16 protein-coding genes are annotated in these 16,656 nt (G+C 61.7%); 8 read left to right on the top strand and 8 right to left on the bottom strand.

Annotated features, from left to right (window positions below; all coding sequences use genetic code 11):
* Window positions 1–59 precede the first annotated feature (59 nt).
* From APH30_RS27700 to APH30_RS08505, 7 genes are all read right to left on the bottom strand, one after another.
* Entirely contained in the window at window positions 60–926 is an 867-nt protein-coding gene (locus APH30_RS27700) for an RHS repeat-associated core domain-containing protein (RefSeq protein WP_082416132.1), read from the bottom strand.
* A 621-nt stretch (window positions 927–1,547) separates the two neighbouring features.
* A complete protein-coding gene (locus APH30_RS08480; protein ID WP_054912227.1) occupies window positions 1,548–2,318 on the bottom strand; it encodes an electron transfer flavoprotein subunit beta in 771 nt (256 codons plus the stop codon).
* 10 nt (window positions 2,319–2,328) lie between these two features.
* Window positions 2,329–3,561, bottom strand: coding sequence for an electron transfer flavoprotein subunit alpha/FixB family protein (locus APH30_RS08485; protein WP_029886396.1), 1,233 nt, complete (start codon window positions 3,559–3,561; stop codon window positions 2,329–2,331).
* Window positions 3,561–5,513, bottom strand: coding sequence for a dimethylglycine demethylation protein DgcB (dgcB, locus tag APH30_RS08490; RefSeq protein ID WP_054912228.1), 1,953 nt, complete (start codon window positions 5,511–5,513; stop codon window positions 3,561–3,563). Before dgcB ends, APH30_RS08485 begins: the two co-directional genes overlap by 1 nt.
* Window positions 5,514–5,718: 205 nt before the next feature.
* Window positions 5,719–7,779, bottom strand: coding sequence for a dimethylglycine demethylation protein DgcA (gene dgcA / locus APH30_RS08495; protein WP_019096852.1), 2,061 nt, complete (start codon window positions 7,777–7,779; stop codon window positions 5,719–5,721).
* Between the two features lie 15 nt (window positions 7,780–7,794).
* Window positions 7,795–8,325, bottom strand: a complete 531-nt coding sequence (locus APH30_RS08500) for a DUF5943 domain-containing protein (RefSeq protein ID WP_029886397.1) — start codon at window positions 8,323–8,325, stop codon at window positions 7,795–7,797.
* Window positions 8,326–8,402: 77 nt separating this feature from the next.
* Window positions 8,403–9,380, bottom strand: a complete 978-nt coding sequence (locus APH30_RS08505; RefSeq protein WP_009682902.1) for a dipeptidase — start codon at window positions 9,378–9,380, stop codon at window positions 8,403–8,405.
* A 285-nt stretch (window positions 9,381–9,665) separates the two neighbouring features.
* Here APH30_RS08505 and APH30_RS08510 point away from each other — a divergent pair, with 285 nt between their 5' ends.
* The 3 genes from APH30_RS08510 (at window position 9,666) to APH30_RS08520 (ending at window position 11,604) form a co-directional block, all read left to right on the top strand.
* Window positions 9,666–10,082, top strand: coding sequence for a lysozyme inhibitor LprI family protein (locus APH30_RS08510; protein ID WP_054912229.1), 417 nt, complete (start codon window positions 9,666–9,668; stop codon window positions 10,080–10,082).
* A gap of 138 nt (window positions 10,083–10,220) precedes the next feature.
* Window positions 10,221–10,913, top strand: a complete 693-nt coding sequence (locus APH30_RS08515) for a hypothetical protein (RefSeq protein ID WP_054912230.1) — start codon at window positions 10,221–10,223, stop codon at window positions 10,911–10,913.
* A 73-nt stretch (window positions 10,914–10,986) separates the two neighbouring features.
* The gene (locus APH30_RS08520) at window positions 10,987–11,604 is read left to right on the top strand and encodes a hypothetical protein (RefSeq protein WP_033690411.1); all 618 of its coding nucleotides are present in this window, start codon (window positions 10,987–10,989) and stop codon (window positions 11,602–11,604) included.
* A gap of 3 nt (window positions 11,605–11,607) precedes the next feature.
* Here APH30_RS08520 and APH30_RS08525 read toward each other — a convergent pair whose 3' ends face one another.
* Window positions 11,608–12,555 (bottom strand): GlxA family transcriptional regulator, encoded by a 948-nt coding sequence (locus APH30_RS08525; protein ID WP_054912231.1) that lies wholly within the window; start codon window positions 12,553–12,555, stop codon window positions 11,608–11,610.
* 142 nt (window positions 12,556–12,697) lie between these two features.
* Between APH30_RS08525 and choX the strand changes: the two genes are divergently transcribed.
* The 5 genes from choX to APH30_RS08550 form a co-directional block, all read left to right on the top strand.
* Window positions 12,698–13,642, top strand: a complete 945-nt coding sequence (gene choX, locus APH30_RS08530) for a choline ABC transporter substrate-binding protein (RefSeq protein WP_054912232.1) — start codon at window positions 12,698–12,700, stop codon at window positions 13,640–13,642.
* Between the two features lie 122 nt (window positions 13,643–13,764).
* Entirely contained in the window at window positions 13,765–14,649 is an 885-nt protein-coding gene (locus APH30_RS08535) for a 3-keto-5-aminohexanoate cleavage protein (protein ID WP_054905537.1), read from the top strand.
* A 63-nt stretch (window positions 14,650–14,712) separates the two neighbouring features.
* Window positions 14,713–15,678, top strand: coding sequence for an L-carnitine dehydrogenase (locus tag APH30_RS08540; RefSeq protein WP_054912233.1), 966 nt, complete (start codon window positions 14,713–14,715; stop codon window positions 15,676–15,678).
* Between the two features lie 10 nt (window positions 15,679–15,688).
* The gene (locus APH30_RS08545; protein ID WP_054912234.1) at window positions 15,689–16,183 is read left to right on the top strand and encodes a thioesterase family protein; all 495 of its coding nucleotides are present in this window, start codon (window positions 15,689–15,691) and stop codon (window positions 16,181–16,183) included.
* A 286-nt stretch (window positions 16,184–16,469) separates the two neighbouring features.
* Window positions 16,470–16,656 (top strand): hypothetical protein (locus tag APH30_RS08550; RefSeq protein WP_054912235.1); only part of this gene is annotated, 187 nt, incomplete at its 3' end.

Below are 16,656 nucleotides of genomic sequence, written 5' to 3' on the forward strand. Positions count from 1 at the left end.
GTGATGTGCGATGCGGCCTCGGTATACATTTGATAGATGAGCGTAACGTCATGCTCATCTCAAGCAGGCTGTCGAACTCGCTTGTTCATAGCACTCATGTAGCTCATGTCACCTTCCAGCAGTTCGAGTGATGTAAAGGGTCGAGGCACTGTTACCGCAACATCCGGGCGAAGCGCCACGGCACTAAGACGAAAGACCGGGCTTTCAGGGGGCGCTGAAGGTAAGAGAACACTGGCTAAAGGCACGTCTCGCACCGGGGAATTGATTTCCAGATCTTGAGATCTGGGTTGTTTCGCCTTCACCCCCACAGCGGCGCGAAGGTTGGTAAGCACCCTGCTAGCAAGGCTACTGCGCTCGTCATAAAGCGTTTTTACAAAGCCCGCTACAGTTCCCCCTCCCGCCAAGACGAGGCCTGCGTTGGACACATACGCAAACGAAGCCGCACCAGCAGTCTGCCCCACTGCCCCTGCGATACTCAACTTGCCACCCCCTAAAGTCATGCGCAAAATCACGCGATCAACCCAGGTTGTGGGAGGCTTGCTCAGGAGTGCTTTCCCAATTGAAACTGTGCCGAACAGTGCTGTCATTACCCGCTGGGCGAACGCCGAGATAAACAAGGCATTATGCCCGCTAGGATCTCGGGTATTAACGGGATCACTATAGGCATAGGCGTTGATGCCTCCAAGACCAAAAGGACTTATTGCGTCAGGTGAGTGAAAGCGCATGAGTACAGGGTTAAAAGTGCGATAGCCCTGGCCCAGGTGATAGCAACCAGTCAGTTGATCTCTAATCTCGCCGGAGAAACCCGTGTATAGGCTATCGACGGGATTGAACCCACCGTAAACGGTAAAGGCACGGACGATATCGCTACCCTCACCCAAGACAGACTGCTGTCGGTCGACCTTAAGCAAATGTGAGACGGTCATGATGTGCCCTAATGACTTGAAATCACTAGCACTCTACCCATCCAACTCAATCACGTGATACTGGCAAAATTATCAGTTACCCCTTGGCCTGTCATGGCTCTCAAGCCAAAATCCCGCCGGGATTTTGGCTAAAATTTGATCATTTCTATCAATTCCGCGCGATAGAGCACCTGTAGAGTGTTCTTTACATCTTACCCACAGAAACACCAACAAAATTTGTGGGCAACACAAGCGCATTCAGCGAGAAGGTTGTGGATAAGCGAATCAACACCCTGATTCTCAGGGATAAAGGGGATCTCCGCCTGGATTGACTGTTTTTTAACCAAACCTGTCACGGCCTTGAACTGCGTGGTTTGCAGACACTACCAAACAGATTATCCACAGACCAGCTCACAGCGATTGTGGGCAAGATCCGGCTATTCACAGCTATGCGCGACAAATTTGAAAGTGGCCACAGTTATCGTGCATGACTTGAAGAAGATGCGGTCGATGTAGGAGCGGCCTTGTGTCGCGATGGGCTGCGCAGCAGACCCTGGATTTCGAGCCTGACTCAAGATTGCCGGGGCTGCTGCGCAGCCCATCGCGACGCAAGGCCGCTCCTACAAGGGATCGCGTGAAGCCTTAACGCAGCACGCCCTCTTCCACCAGCAGCTTGAGGATGGCCTCGGCGCCTTCCTGTGGAGAAACGTCCTTCAATACCTTGCCGCCCCCACCACTGGCCTTGGCCGTCGCTGCCTTCATGCGGTCGGCACCGCTCTTGGCCTTGATCACCTTCAACCGCTTGGGCCGTGGCCGGGCCGGTTGCAGCTCTGCCTCGGCCAGCAGTTCGTCTTCGACGATGGCCACGTTACGCGCCGCCAATACGCCCCGGCGTGCCGGGCCAAAGGCACTCTGGCGCGGCTTAGGTGCGGCGTTATCCACAGTCGCCAGCAGCGGTAAGCGAACCTTCAGCCGGCGCCGCTGGCCACGTGGCAGAGCCTGCAGGACCTGGGCGGTGCCGTTGTCGATCGACTCCACCTCGGCCAGCCCTACAATCAACGGCCAACCCAGCTTCTCCGCCAGCAGGAACGGCAACATGCCCGACCCCTCGCCCGTCTCTGCCTGGCTGCCGGTCAGTACCAGTTGCGCCCCGGCATCGCGCAGGTAATCCCCCAGCACGCCCAGCACATCGGCACCGGCCGGTTGCTCCAGCACGTCCAGGTGCTCAAGGCCCATGCCCAGGTAGGCGCGCAGCGCTTCTTCACGAGGGTCGCCGGCATGCACCACTTGCAAGTTATCCCCAGCCAGCTGCAAGCCCAGTTCCACGGCGCGGGCATCCTGTTCGGCGCGGCGGGCGCGGCCGGAGCTGGGGTGGGCACCGATGGAAACCAGGCTGATCACTTTCGTACTCATGCTCGTGCCCTTATGCCGCGTCGCGCTGGCCGCCGCTGCGGTAGTTGTCCACAGCTTCGATCAACGCTTTGAGAATCGCCGAGCTGTCGCCAATTACCGACAGGTCAGCCCGTTTGATCATGTCGCAGCCCGGGTCCATGTTGATCGCCACCACCTTGTCGCAGGCACCGATGCCCTGCAGGTGCTGGATCGCGCCCGAGATACCCACAGCCACGTAAACCCGTGCAGTGACCCAGGTACCGGTGGCACCCACCTGACGATTACGCGGCATGAAGCCATCGTCCACCGCCACCCGCGAGGCGCCTTCGGTCGCGCCGAGGGCCGCAGTGGCTTTGTGGTACAGGTCCCAGTCCTTGACGCCGTTGCCGCCCGACACGATGAATTCGGCTTCGGCCATGGCGATGGTGGCCGGGTCTACAGCCACCGAGCCAAGGTCCTCGATGCGCGACAGGCTGCGCGCGATGCTTGTGGACAACTCTACCGGCAACGCTTCATGGCGGGTTTCGCTGACCGGCTCGGCACACTCGGCCGCCGCCAGGATCAGCCGTGGCACGGCGCGTTGCAGGTCTTGCTGGCCGGCACCGGCCCGGCCAATGCACTGGCCGTCCTTGACCTGCCAGACCCGCGTCGCCGGGCGCTCGCCCAGGGACGCACCCAGGCGCCGGCCCAGTTCGCCGCCACCGCTGCGGCTGTCGGGCAGCAGCCAGTGGCGCGGGGTGAACTGGTTATCCACAGCGCGCAGGCCCTGCACCAGTTGCTCCGGCGCATAACCTGCGAATTCCTCGCCTTCGAGCACCAGCAGGCGATCGACACCGGCTGTGGAAAAGTTGCTTTCCTTGTGTTCGCCAAACACCACTGCCAGCACGGCGCCGTCGCTGCCGGCCAGGCTATGGGCCAAGCCGAGCAGGTCGCGGTCGTGGCTGCTCAGGCGGCCGCCGACCATGTCTGGCACCACGGCAATGTAGAACGCCGGCTCAGGCACCTGGTGCAGCGGCAACTTGACCTCGGCCGCCGCGGTGCGTCGGCCGCCCACAGCCGTGCCCTGCTGGGCGCCACTGCGGTCGATACGCTTGAGGCCGGCCGGGCCCACAAAGCCTGCGGCCAGCGCATGTGGATTCTTGCGGATGATGCCGTTGGGGCCCATCCAGCTGGTCTGTTGCGTCTGCATCGCAGCATGCAGCGGATGCAGACGGTTACGGGCGATCCACTCGGCGCGTGGGTCGCGGCGGACAATGTCGCTCATCAGTGCACCTCCGCAGGTTCACGTTTGGCCGCTTGCGGCTTTGCGGCGGCAGGCGCGTCTTCTTCGATCAACACATCAGCCACCAGCTCGGCCAGGTCCTTGATCTGTGGGCGCGGTTCGACCACGCCTTCGAGCATGGCGGTGCACTGTGGGCAACCCACGGCTACCAGCTCAGCCTTGGTTTCGCGGATGTCGTCCATGCGCATGTCCGGAATACGCTGCTTGCCGGGGATGTCGGTGATCGGCGCACCGCCGCCACCGCCACAGCACCGCGAACGGAAGCCCGAGCGCTCCATTTCGCGCACTTCGATACCCAGCGCCTTGAGCACCGCACGCGGGGCTTCGTACTCGCCGTTGTAACGGCCCAGGTAGCACGGGTCGTGGTAGGTGACACTACCACCCTTGTGCTGGCCCAGGTTCAGCTTGTTGGCGGCGATCAGCTCGGCAATGTAGGTGCTGTGGTGCTGCACCTGGTAGTCGCCGCCCAATGCACCGTATTCGTTCTTCAACACATGGAAGCTGTGCGGGTCGCAGGTGACGATACGCTGGAACTTGTACTTGGCCAGGGTCTGGATATTGCGCTTGGCCAGTTGCTGGAAGGTCGCTTCGTCGCCCAGGCGGCGCGCCACGTCGCCGCTGTCGCGTTCTTCCAGGCCAAGCACGGCAAAGTCGACACCCGAGGCCTTGAGCACTTTGACGAACGAGCGCAAGGTGCGCTGGTTGCGCATGTCGAATGCGCCATCGCCCACCCAGAACAGCACCTCGGTGGTTTTCACCTCCGACAGCAGTTGCAGGTTGAGGTCGGCGGCCCAGTTCATACGCCCGCCAGGCGTGAAACCGCCAGGGTTGTCGGTGGCGATCAGGTTGTCCAGCACCTCGGCGCCCTTGTTCGGCGTGGCACCCTTTTCCAGGGTGAGGTGGCGGCGCATGTCGACGATGGCATCGACGTGCTCGATCATCATCGGGCACTCTTCGACACAGGCACGGCAGGTGGTGCACGACCACAGCGTTTCAGCGTCGACCAGGCCATTGACGATCGGCTGGTGCGGGCTGCCGCCGTGCTCGCCAATCGGCTTGCCAGGGTACGGGCTGCCGGCGAACTGGGCGTCGGTGCCACCGGCCAAGCCGATGACCATGTCCTGGATGAGTTTTTTCGGGTTCAACGGCTGGCCAGCGGCAAAGGCCGGGCACATGGCTTCGCACTTGCCGCACTGCACGCAGGCATCGAAGCCAAGCAACTGGTTCCAGGTGAAGTCCACCGGTTTTTCCACGCCCAGCGGCGCGTTGGGGTCTTCCAGGTCCAGTGGCTTGAGGCCGGTGGAGCGGCCACCGCCAAAGCGTTCGGCGCGGCGGTGCCAGGCCAGGTGCAGGGCACCGGCGAAGGCGTGCTTCATCGGGCCGCCCCAGGTCATGCCGAAGAACAGCTCGGACACGCCCCACAGCACGCCCAGGCCAAGGATGCCAACCATCACCCAGCCACCGGTGTTGGCCGGCAGGATGCCAGCAACCGGCAGGGTGGCGATGAAGAAGCTCACGGCAAACGCCAGCAGGCTCTTGGGCAGGCGCATCCACGGGCCCTTGGACAGGCGCGAAGGCGGGTTGAGGCGGCGCTTGAAGACAAAGATGGCACCGCTGAACATGATCACCGTGGCGACCAGCAGCGCGTAACCAAGGATCTTACTCTGCAGGCCAAAGCCGTGCACCAGGATCGCCAGCACGGCCGACAGCACGAAGCCGCCTGCGGTGGCCACGTGGGTCTTGGACATGTACTTGTCGCGCTCGACCACATGGTGCAGGTCCACCAGGTAGCGGCGCGGCATGGCCAGCAGGCCGCCGATCAGGTCAACCTTGGAGGCCCGGCCACGTCGCCACATACGCACCCGGCGCAAGGCGCCGAGCACTGCCAGGCCAAGGGCAGCGAACAGCAGGATGGGTAACAGGGTGTTCAACATGGGAGGCTCCCACAACAGCTGGATTCTTGCGCCACCTCAAGGGCGGCGCGGACCCCTGTAGGAGCGGCCTTGTGTCGCGAAAGGGCCGTGAAACGGCCCCAGCATTCTCAGCGCTGATGAATTGCTGGGGCCGCTTCGCAGCCCTTTCGCGACACAAGGCCGCTCCTACAGGGGGGCCAGTCCCGTCTCTAGATAGACGGTGCGATCAGAAGTCCTTGCACAGGCGCAAGGCGTCGTAGATCGCCGCATGCACGTTGCGCTGGGCCACGCAGTCACCGATGCGGTACAGCAGGTAGCCTTCGCCCGGCTGGCTGAGGATCGGCTGTGGCTTGATTGCGAACAGCGCCTCCACGTCGATCTGGCCCTTGTTGCGCGAACCTTCCTTCAGCGCGTAATACAGCTGCTCGTCAGGGCGCACGCCGTTTTCCACCACCACCTGGTCAACCACGCGCTCTTCCTTGGCGCCGGTGTACTCGTTCTCCAGCACCGCCACCAGCTTGTCGCCTTCGCGGTAGACCTTTTCCAGCATCATGTCGCCGGTCATGATCACTTCTTTCGGGTACATGCTGCGGTAGTAGGTCGGGAAGGTAGTACCGCCCATGGCGACGCCCGGCTTGATGTCGTCGGTGACGATCTCGACCTGGCTGCCCTTGTCGGCGATGAAGTCGGCCACCGACATGCCGGTGAACTCGCAGATGGTGTCGTACACCAGCACGTTCTTGCCCGGCGCAACCTTGCCGTCGAGTACGTCCCAGCTGCTGACCACCAGCCCTTCGGCGGCGCCCCAGTGTTCGTTCTGCTCAAGGAACGAGTGGCCACCTACCGCCAGCACGATCACGTCCGGGCGCAGGTCCTGGATCGTCGCCACGTCGGCGGCGGTGCCCAGGCGCAAGTCGACCTTCAGGCGCGCCAGTTCCAGCTGGTACCAGCGGGTGATACCGGCAATCTGGTCACGTTGCGGTGCCTTGGCGGCGATGGTGATCTGCCCGCCGATCTGGTCCTTCTTCTCGAACAGGGTCACATCGTGGCCACGCTCGGCGGCCACGCGGGCCGCTTCCATGCCCGCCGGGCCGGCACCTACCACCACCACCTTGCGCTTCACGCCAGTGGTCTTCTCGATGATGTGCGGCACGCCCATGTATTCACGGGAGGTGGCGGCGTTCTGGATGCACAGCACATCCAGGCCCTGGTACTGGCGGTCGATGCAGTAGTTGGCACCGACGCACTGCTTGATCTGGTCGATCTGGCCCATCTTGATCTTGGCGATCAGGTGCGGGTCGGCCATGTGCGCACGGGTCATGCCGACCATGTCCACGTAGCCGCCTTCGAGAATGCGCGTGGCCTGGTTCGGGTCCTTGATGTTCTGTGCGTGCAGCACGGGTACCTTGACCACTTCCTTGATACCGGCCGCCAGGTGCAGGAACGGCTCTGGCGGGTAGCTCATGTTCGGAATGACGTTGGCCAGGGTGTTGTGGGTGTCGCAACCCGAGCCGACCACACCGATGAAGTCCAGCATGCCGGTCGCGTCGTAGTAGGCCGCGATCTGCTTCATGTCTTCGTGGCTGAGGCCATCGGGGTGGAACTCGTCGCCACAGATACGCATGCCCACGCAGAAATCGTCACCGACTTCGGCGCGCACAGCCTTCAGCACTTCCAGGCCGAACTTCATGCGGCCCTCGAACGTGCCGCCCCATTCGTCGGTACGCTTGTTGACCCGCGGGCTCCAGAACTGGTCGATCATGTGCTGGTGCACTGCCGACAGCTCGACACCGTCCAGGCCGCCCTCTTTGGCGCGACGCGCGGCTTGGGCGTAGTTACCGATCACCCGCCAGATCTCTTCCACCTCGATGGTCTTGCAGGTGGCGCGGTGCACCGGTTCGCGAATACCCGAAGGCGACATCAGGGTCGGCCAGTTGAAGCCGTCCCAACGCGAGCGACGGCCCATGTGGGTAATCTGGATCATGATTTTGGCCCCATGCTTGTGCATGGCGTCGGCCAGGTTCTGGAAGTGCGGGATGATGCGGTCGGTGGAAAGGTTGACCGATGCCCACCATTCCTGGGGGCTGTCGATGGCCACCACCGACGAACCGCCGCAGATCGCCAGGCCGATACCGCCCTTGGCCTTTTCTTCGTAATACTTCACATAGCGGTCGGTCGTCATGCCGCCGTCAGTGGCGTAGACCTCGGCGTGCGCGGTGCTGAGCACGCGGTTGCGGATGGTCAGTTTGCCGATCTGGATCGGCTGGAACATTGCTTCGAATGCCATGACGCTATCTCCGGCTTACAACGGCTTCGTAACGAACAGGCCATCTTCGTGGCCTTCTTCCGACCCGCCATAGACCTGTTCGGCCACAGTGCGGATAGCGCTGCCGCGGGCAGCGAGAATCTGGTCCATGGCGCCGGCGAACCAGCCGGTGAACATGTAGTCGACCTTGCGGCCGCACTTGCCATAGACGTACACGAACGCAGAGTGCTTGAGCTTGACGCTGCAGGTGCCTTTATCCAGGTCGATGTCCTGGATCTCGAACAGGCCCCAGCCACGCTGGCTCAGGCGCTTCATGTAATGCTCGAACACCGCCACGCCTTCCAGGCCATGGCACTCGGCTTCTTTTTCACACCAGTGCCAGGCGGACTTGTAGCCGGCCTTGTAGAGAATCTCGGCGTACTTGTCGGCGCCCAGTACCTCTTCGATACCCATGTGGTTGTTGACGAAGAAATGGCGCGGCACGTACAGCATCGGCAAGGCGTCGCTGGTCCAGACACCGGTCTCGCTGTCGACTTCGATTGGCAATTGCGGGGCGATCTTGGCCATGGAAACTCAACTCCATAAAAATTTTTGTTTGGGTGCCCCGGCGTTGCTGGCAGGGGCATTCAGGCTTGGAGAGCGGCTTATTCGCCCCACACGTCCTTGAGGACGTTGACCCAGTTCTCGCCCATGATCTTGCGCACCACGCGCTCGGAGTGGCCGCGCTTGAGCAAGGTTTCGGTGAGGTTGGGGAATTCACCCACGGTACGGATACCCAGCGGGTTGATGATCTTGCCGAAGTTGGTCAGGCGCCGGGCGTAACCCTTGTCGTGGGTCAGGTACTCGAAGAAGTCCTGGCCGTGGCCTTGGGTAAAGTCGGTACCGATGCCGATCGCGTCTTCACCCACGATGTTCATGGTGTACTCGATGGCTTCGGCGTAGTCGTCGATGGTCGAATCGATACCCTTGGCCAGGAACGGGGCGAACATGGTCACGCCAACGAAGCCGCCGTGGTCGGCGATGAACTTCAGCTCGGCGTCGGACTTGTTACGCGGGTGCTCCTTGAGGCCCGATGGCAGGCAGTGCGAATAGCACACCGGCTTTTTCGATTCGAGGATGACTTCTTCGGACGTTTTGGAGCCGACGTGGGACAGGTCGCACATGATGCCGACGCGGTTCATTTCGGCGACGATCTCGCGACCAAAGCCCGACAGGCCGCCGTCGCGCTCGTAGCAACCGGTGCCCACCAGGTTCTGGGTGTTGTAGCACATCTGCACGATGCCAACGCCCAGCTGCTTGAACACGTCGACGTAGGCGATCTGGTCTTCGAAGGCGTGGGCGTTCTGGAAGCCGAAGAGAATGCCGGTCTTGCCCAGTTCCTTGGCCTTGCGGATGTCGGCGGTAGTGCGCACCGGCATTACCAGGTCGCTGTTGTCGCGGATCAGCTTCTGGCTGGCGGCGATCTGGTCGACGGTTGCCTTGAACCCTTCCCACACCGATACCGTGCAGTTGGCCGCAGTGAGCCCGCCTTTGCGCATGTCCTCGAACAGCTCGCGGTTCCACTTGGCAATGATCAGGCCGTCAATGACGATACTGTCGGCGTGAAGTTCGGCTGGGCTCATCAGGCTGTCCCCTTTTATCGAATGGGTTGGCGCCAAACCTTGTGCCGGCGCTTTGGGGCCAGCATATGCCTGTGCCCAAAGGCGCCCCGATGCAAAAACGACAGGGGGTTTGCCGAAAGCGTCAATGCGCGACAACAGGGCATCTGGCGCGCGGGCTGGCGATGCGAGACAGTCTCGACAACGGCATTTGCGGCCACTTCATGAACATTTGGTCAGGTAGCTACCACCAGAGCGCAGGCTGAGCGAGAATCCCTGCGATTCGACAGCCAGGTGAGGGGAAAAAGGATGAAATCTATGGCATGGCTGGCGCTGCTGGCCGTTGTGAGCGGGGCCCAGGCCAGCGAGGAAGAAAGCACACCTTGCGACAATGTGGAAACCGACCAGCAAACCTTCGCCTGTGCAGCATTCAACAAGCAGGTCGCCGAGCGTGAGCTGCAGTCGGCCTACCACGAACTCGCCGCGCGCATGCGTGACCAGTTCGGCGACGAAGCCGGCCTGATGTCGCGAATAGAGGCCGCCGAGCAACTCTGGCGTCAACTGCGTGATGCAGACTGCAAGGTCGAAACCCACGCTGAACAGCCAGGCAGCAAGGCCTACCAGACCGCCTGGAACAGCTGCATTGCACAGCGCAGCGATGAGCGGGCGGAATACCTGCGCAGCCTGGGCACGCAAGACAGTGACGAGCCAGCGCCTGAAGATTGAACAGCACGCACAAGAGAAGGACCAACGCCCGAGGAACCACATGCCGCTGATGCCGCCTGCGTCATTGCCCGATAGTGCCCTCAGACCACGTGCTCACCACGTGTGTCTTGAAATTCAAAACTATCAAGGAATTACAAAGTGGCTGACATCAAAGTTGAAATGGAAAAAATCCGCAAAGAGGGCCAGGAGCGCGTTGCCGCTACCGGCCAGGCCCTCTGCGTTTTCGCTGACAATGTGCCTGCTGACATTGCACAAGACATCCTGTGCGGCTTGGGCTTGATGACCGCACTGGCCAACAAGAAGTTCAACCAGGAAACCCAGCAGCGCGAGTGGTACAACTTCTACAACGATGGCCTGAGCAAATTCGGCTGGACCATGACAGGTGCTGCACATGCCGAAGACGCCATTGACGAGGACAACCTGACCCTGGCAGATCTGATCACCAAGTCGGTCACCATCAGCGTTTCCGCGGACCCTCGCCGCACCGCTTGCGCCAAGCGTGCTCTGCAAATCGTCGTGCAGAAGCCGGAAGTCAAGGCACATCTGGAAAAGCACAGCCATAGCGAATCCGGCAAATCGAGCACCTTCGTGATAGCCCAGTGCGAAATGACGCCACAAGGCCTGCCCGCCATGCACATGACCAGCTTCCAGGCCAGCTACGACTCGAAAATCGAGCGTGAGGGCGCCCTGACCCGCAAGGTCGATAAAACTTCCACCCGCGTCTATCGCGCTTCGCAACAAGGCACTTTCAGCGTTCGTCACTTCGACGCTGCGCGGGAACTTGTGAACGAGAAAATCAAAAAAGACCTCGGCGATTTTTTCACTAGCTGATGAGCGAGGCCGGGTACCAGAAAGCGCTGGTACCCGGTTCTGGTCATGTGCAGCCATCGAGGAACAATGCCACATGAGCGATACAAGCCTGGACACCCGAATCTTCGAGGAGCGGCTAAGAATAAAGCCTGCCCCCTGGCTGACACTCGAGACCTGGGAAGACTTGCAGCTATGCCTGCGTCATTCACAAGCATTGGCCAATGAAAGCTACTCGATGGAGACCCAGCCTCGGCAATGGTTCGCGCACGCCCTCGCCACCTTGAAATCATTGAAATTCAGCCTGTGTGAACATACACACAAAACCATTGTGTATGAGCCGCACTTGCTTGCGCTCAGCGATGTATACAATGGCTTTCTACCGCCACTGCGCGCCAAAGGGCCTTGGTTCAAAAGCCTGGAAGAAAATATTCAAAACGCCCTGCAGTCGGCGGGTGCACGTAAATTCACCGTCATGAACGCTTCTTCACATCTAAGTATCGAAATGGACCATGAAGGTGACCAGGTTCCGGTGGCGATCCTGTTTTATACCTACTGCGTTACCGACCCGGTCGAGCCCACCCGAAAGTTGAACCTGACATTCGACCATCTGGGTGCACGCTTCAATGCAGAAGGTTTTGCCCCGCTTCGCAAGGACCTGCAAGCGAGCAACCGGGAAAAACTGAGGGCAATTCTCGAGCGCGAGCTTGAGTGAAGCTCATTTGGGGCCGCCCGGCCGACGTTCCTCCCGCGGGCACCGTCCAAACTTCAGCTTGTAGCGCCGCGTAAAATACGATGGAAGTTCAAACCCGCACGCAATGCTGACCTCGGTCACCGACATGTCGGTCTGGGCCAACAGCTGACGCGCCTTGTCCAGCCGTAACGCGAGATAGAAACTGCTGGGTGTGGTATCCAGGTGTATGCGAAACAACCGCTCCAGTTGACGCCTCGTGACCTTGATCGCGGCCGCCAGATCCAGCGTGGTCAGTGGTGGCTCGAAGTGTTTTTCCATTTCGCCAATGGCATGGATCAGCTTCTTGTTACTGATGCCATAACGCGCGCCGATCTGCATGCGCTGGTGGTCCTGGCGCTGACGGATACGCCCCAGCACGAACTGTTCGGACACTTTCACCGCCAGGTCGCTGCCATGAGCCTGGGCAATCAAGTACAGCATCAGATCGATCGAGGCCGTTCCGCCTGCGCAGGTGATGCGGCTGCGGTCAATCTCGAACAGCTCCTGGGTGGCCTGAAGACCTGGATAGCGTTCCTTGAAGGCCTCCAGCGCCTCCCAATGCAATGTCGCCCGGTAGCCCTCGAGCAGCCCCGCCTCGGCCAACACCATCGCACCGGTGTCGATACCCCCAAGCATGACAGCGTCATGGTTGAGCCGGCGCAACGCATGCAACAGTTTGGGTGCGACATTGCCAAGTGGCTCGAAGCCCGCAACCACCAGCAGGATGTCGGGCGGCTCGCCCTCCCCCAGAGCGGCATCGGCATTGATGGACATGCCATTGCTCGCCAGCACCGCCTCACCGTTCAGGCTCAGCACCTGCCACCGGTACAACGGCCCGCCAAAACGGTTGGCTACCCGCAGTGGTTCCACCGCGGAAATGAACCCCATGGCGGAAAAACCGGGCACCAACAGAAAGGCAATCGTCTCCATCATCCCCCTCCACAGAAACTGGTCGCCCAGGTGCTAATTCCTGTCGCTAGCGTGCGCTTGGGCAAGATGGCGCCAGCGTAGCGTATCCACACGGCCCAGAGAGACCGAACCCCATAACAATATGCCCTGCCGATGGAGAGCCACCATGCACAGCTTGATCCGCCGCAGCCTGTTGACCCTTGCCCTGAGCAGCATCGCCACTTCCCCACTGTTGGCCGCCGAACCCGCGGCCTGCAAGAACGTTCGCCTGGGCGTGGTCAACTGGACCGACGTCATTGCCACCAGTGCCATGGCCCAGGTGCTGCTCGATGGCCTGGGCTACCAGACCAAACAGACCAGCGCTTCGCAGCAGATCATTTTTGCCGGCATCCGCGACAAGCGCCTGGACATGTTCCTGGGTTACTGGAACCCGATCATGACCCAGACCATCACCCCGTTCGTCGACGCCGGGCAGGTCAAGGTGCTCGACAAGCCAAGCCTGGAAGACGCCCGCGCCACCCTCGCCGTGCCGAGATACCTGTATGACAAGGGCCTGAAAAACTTTGCCGATATCCACAAGTTCGAAAAGGAACTGGGCGGCAAGATCTATGGCATCGAGCCAGGCTCGGGGGCCAATACGCAGATCAAGGCCATGATCACCAAGAACCAGTTTGGCCTGGGCAAATTCCAGCTGGTCGAGTCCAGCGAAGCGGGCATGCTCGCCGCGGTCGACCGCGCCGTGCGGCGCAAGGAAGCCGTGGTGTTCTTCGGCTGGGCACCGCACCCGATGAACGTGAACATCGACATGGCCTACCTGGGTGACAGCCAGGACGCCCTCGGCCCCGACGAAGGCCGTGCCACGGTGTGGACGGTGACCGCGCCGGACTACGCCGAACGCTGCCCCAACGCCAACCGCCTGCTGGCCAACCTGAAATTCAGCGCCGAGGACGAGAGCCGCATGATGCAGCCGCTGCTCGACCACAAGGACGCGCTGGAGTCGGCCCGCCAGTGGCTGAAAGACCACCCCGAAGACAAGGCGCGCTGGCTGGAAGGGGTGACCACCTTCGATGGCAAGCCGGCGGCGGACAACCTCAAGCTTACCGCCAACTGACAGCGCCTCTTCGCGGCTGAACCCGCTCCCACAGGGCATACCTGGGCAGGGCCATCACGGTCCCCTGTGGGAGCGGGCTTGCCCGCGAAAAGGCCAGCACATACACCACAAGGAACCGCACCATGAACCACGACGTCATCATCACCTGCGCCCTTACCGGTGCCGGCGACACTGCCTCGAAAAGCCACCTTGTCCCCGTCACCCCCCGGCAAATCGCCGACGCTGCCGTAGAGGCTGCCAAGGCGGGCGCCACCGTGGTCCACTGCCACGTGCGCGACCCGCAAACCGGCCGCTTCAGCCGTGACGTGGCGCTGTACCGCGAGGTCATGGAGCGCATTCGTGAAGCCGACGTGGACATCATCGTCAACCTCACCGCCGGCATGGGGGGTGACCTGGAAATCGGCCCGGGTGAAACGCCACTGGAGTTCGGCGCCGGCACCGACCTGATCGGCCCACTGGAGCGCCTGGCCCACGTGGAAGCGTTGTTGCCGGAAATCTGCACCCTCGACTGCGGCACCCTCAACTTTGGCGACGGCAACTCGATCTACGTGTCCACCCCTGCGCAACTGCGCGCCGGCGCCAAGCGCATCACCGAACTGGGCGTGAAGGCAGAACTGGAAATCTTCGACACCGGCCACCTGTGGTTCGCCAAGCAAATGATGAAGGAAGGCCTGCTGGACGACCCTCTGTTCCAGCTATGCCTGGGCATCCCGTGGGGCGCGCCGGCCGACACCACCACCATGAAAGCCATGGTCGACAACCTGCCGGCCAATGTTACCTGGGCGGGTTTCGGCATCGGCCGCATGCAGATGCCGATGGCAGCGCAGGCCGTGTTGCTGGGCGGCAACGTGCGGGTGGGGCTGGAAGACAACCTGTACCTGGACCGTGGCGTGCTGGCCAGCAATGGCCAGCTGGTCGAACGGGCGGTGGAGATCATCTCGCGCCTTGGCGCCCGGGTACTGACCCCGGCCGAGGGCCGGGAAAAAATGAACCTCAAGCGCCGCTGATCCCGCCCGCTCCCCCAAGGACTGGCGCCAATCCTGAGCATTCTTTTAGCCCGAGGACTCGATATGCCCTTCATCACCGAGATCAAGACCTTCGCCGCGCTGGGTAGCGGCGTGATCGGCAGCGGCTGGGTTGCCCGCGCCCTGGCCCACGGCCTGGACGTGATCGCCTGGGACCCTGCACCTGGCGCGGAGCCGGCGCTGCGCAAGCGTATTGCCAATGCCTGGCCAGCGCTTGAGAAGCAGGGGCTGGCGCCCGGCGGGTCACAAGGCCGCCTGAAGTTCGTCGCCACCATCGAGGAATGCGTACGCGATGCCGATTTCATTCAGGAAAGCGCGCCAGAGCGGCTGGACCTGAAGCTCGACCTGCACGCAAAAATAAGCGCCGCGGCCAAGCCCGAGGCCATCATCGGCTCCAGCACTTCCGGTCTGCTGCCCAGCGAGTTCTACGAGTCTGCCACGCACCCGGAGCGCTGCGTGGTGGGCCACCCGTTCAACCCGGTGTACCTGCTGCCGCTGGTGGAAATCGTCGGTGGCAAACGTACCGCGCCCGAAGCCATCGAGGCGGCGAAGGTCATCTATAGCGCCCTGGGCATGCGCCCGCTGCACGTGCGCAAGGAAGTGCCCGGTTTCATTGCCGACCGCCTGCTCGAAGCACTCTGGCGCGAGGCCCTGCACCTGGTGAACGACGGCGTGGCGACCACCGGTGAAATCGACGACGCAATCCGCTTTGGCGCCGGCCTGCGCTGGTCGTTCATGGGCACCTTCCTCACCTACACCCTGGCCGGTGGCGATGCAGGCATGCGCCACTTCATGTCGCAGTTCGGCCCGGCGCTGAAACTGCCGTGGACCTACCTGCCCGCACCGGAACTGACCGACAAACTGATTGACGATGTGGTGGACGGCACCTCGGCGCAACTGGGTGAACGCAGCATTGCCGCACTGGAACGCTATCGTGATGACACCCTGCTTGCAGTGCTTGAAGCCGTAAAGAGCAGCAAGCAAACGCACGGCATGTCGTTCGGCGAATGAGGAGCCCACAATGCCCGCACTGATCACCTATCGCACCCCAGTCCAGGAGGACTGGGTGGACTACAACGGGCACCTGCGCGATGCCTTCTACCTGCTGATTTTCAGCTACGCCACCGATGCGCTGATGGAGCGCATCGGCCTGGATGCCGACAGCCGAGGGCAGAGTGGGCATTCGCTGTTCACCCTGGAGGCGCACATCAACTACCTGCATGAGGTGAAGCTTGGCACCGAGGTGTGGGTGCAGACGCAGATCGTCGGCGTTGATCGCAAGCGCGTGCATGTCTATCACAGCCTGCACCGGGCCGGGTTCGATGAGGTGCTGGCTGCCAGCGAGCAGATGCTCCTGCACGTTGACCTGGCGGGGCCGAAATCCGCGCCGTTCGAAGCGCGCAGCATGGCGGCGATACAGCGCCTGCAAACGCAACAGGATGATCTGTCGATACCCAACTACGTTGGCGCAACCATCCGCCGCCTGAGCCAGCCGGCTGATGGCTCAACCTGCTGACCCTTGCCGAACATACCGCGCCCAAAAAATAACCCCGGAAAGCCGTGAGCATCCGGGGCCAAGAGCGAGCAACATCCACTGTGCATGAACGAGGGTGACCAAACCCTCTGGTACCGTGAATGGCCTCAGTGTGGGGCCTGGGAAGGCGCTGGATTTAGCCGTAAACGACCTGTTCTTAGCCATGGCAGCCATGCCGGCATTCTGTTGTTGCGGGTCTGTCGCCCGCGTCACAGAATCGGTCGTAAATCACAGCAGCACTCTCTTCGCGATAAAAGGGACAACAGCCATGATGCATGCGGATTTGATTGATCAGGACGACCTGGCAGGCCACCTGCGGGCGCGTGGGTTCGACATTCCAGCCGGGGCCACTGCCGAGCAGGCCTGCGAGGCAGTGGTGCGCGGGCTGACCGAGCCCAATGCACGGGCCCTGAAGGGGATGGTGGAACAGATGTATACCGGTAGCGCGACGATTC

It is taken from the genome of Pseudomonas sp. NBRC 111127 (assembly GCF_001320345.1).
GTDB lineage: Bacteria > Pseudomonadota > Gammaproteobacteria > Pseudomonadales > Pseudomonadaceae > Aquipseudomonas > Aquipseudomonas juntendi.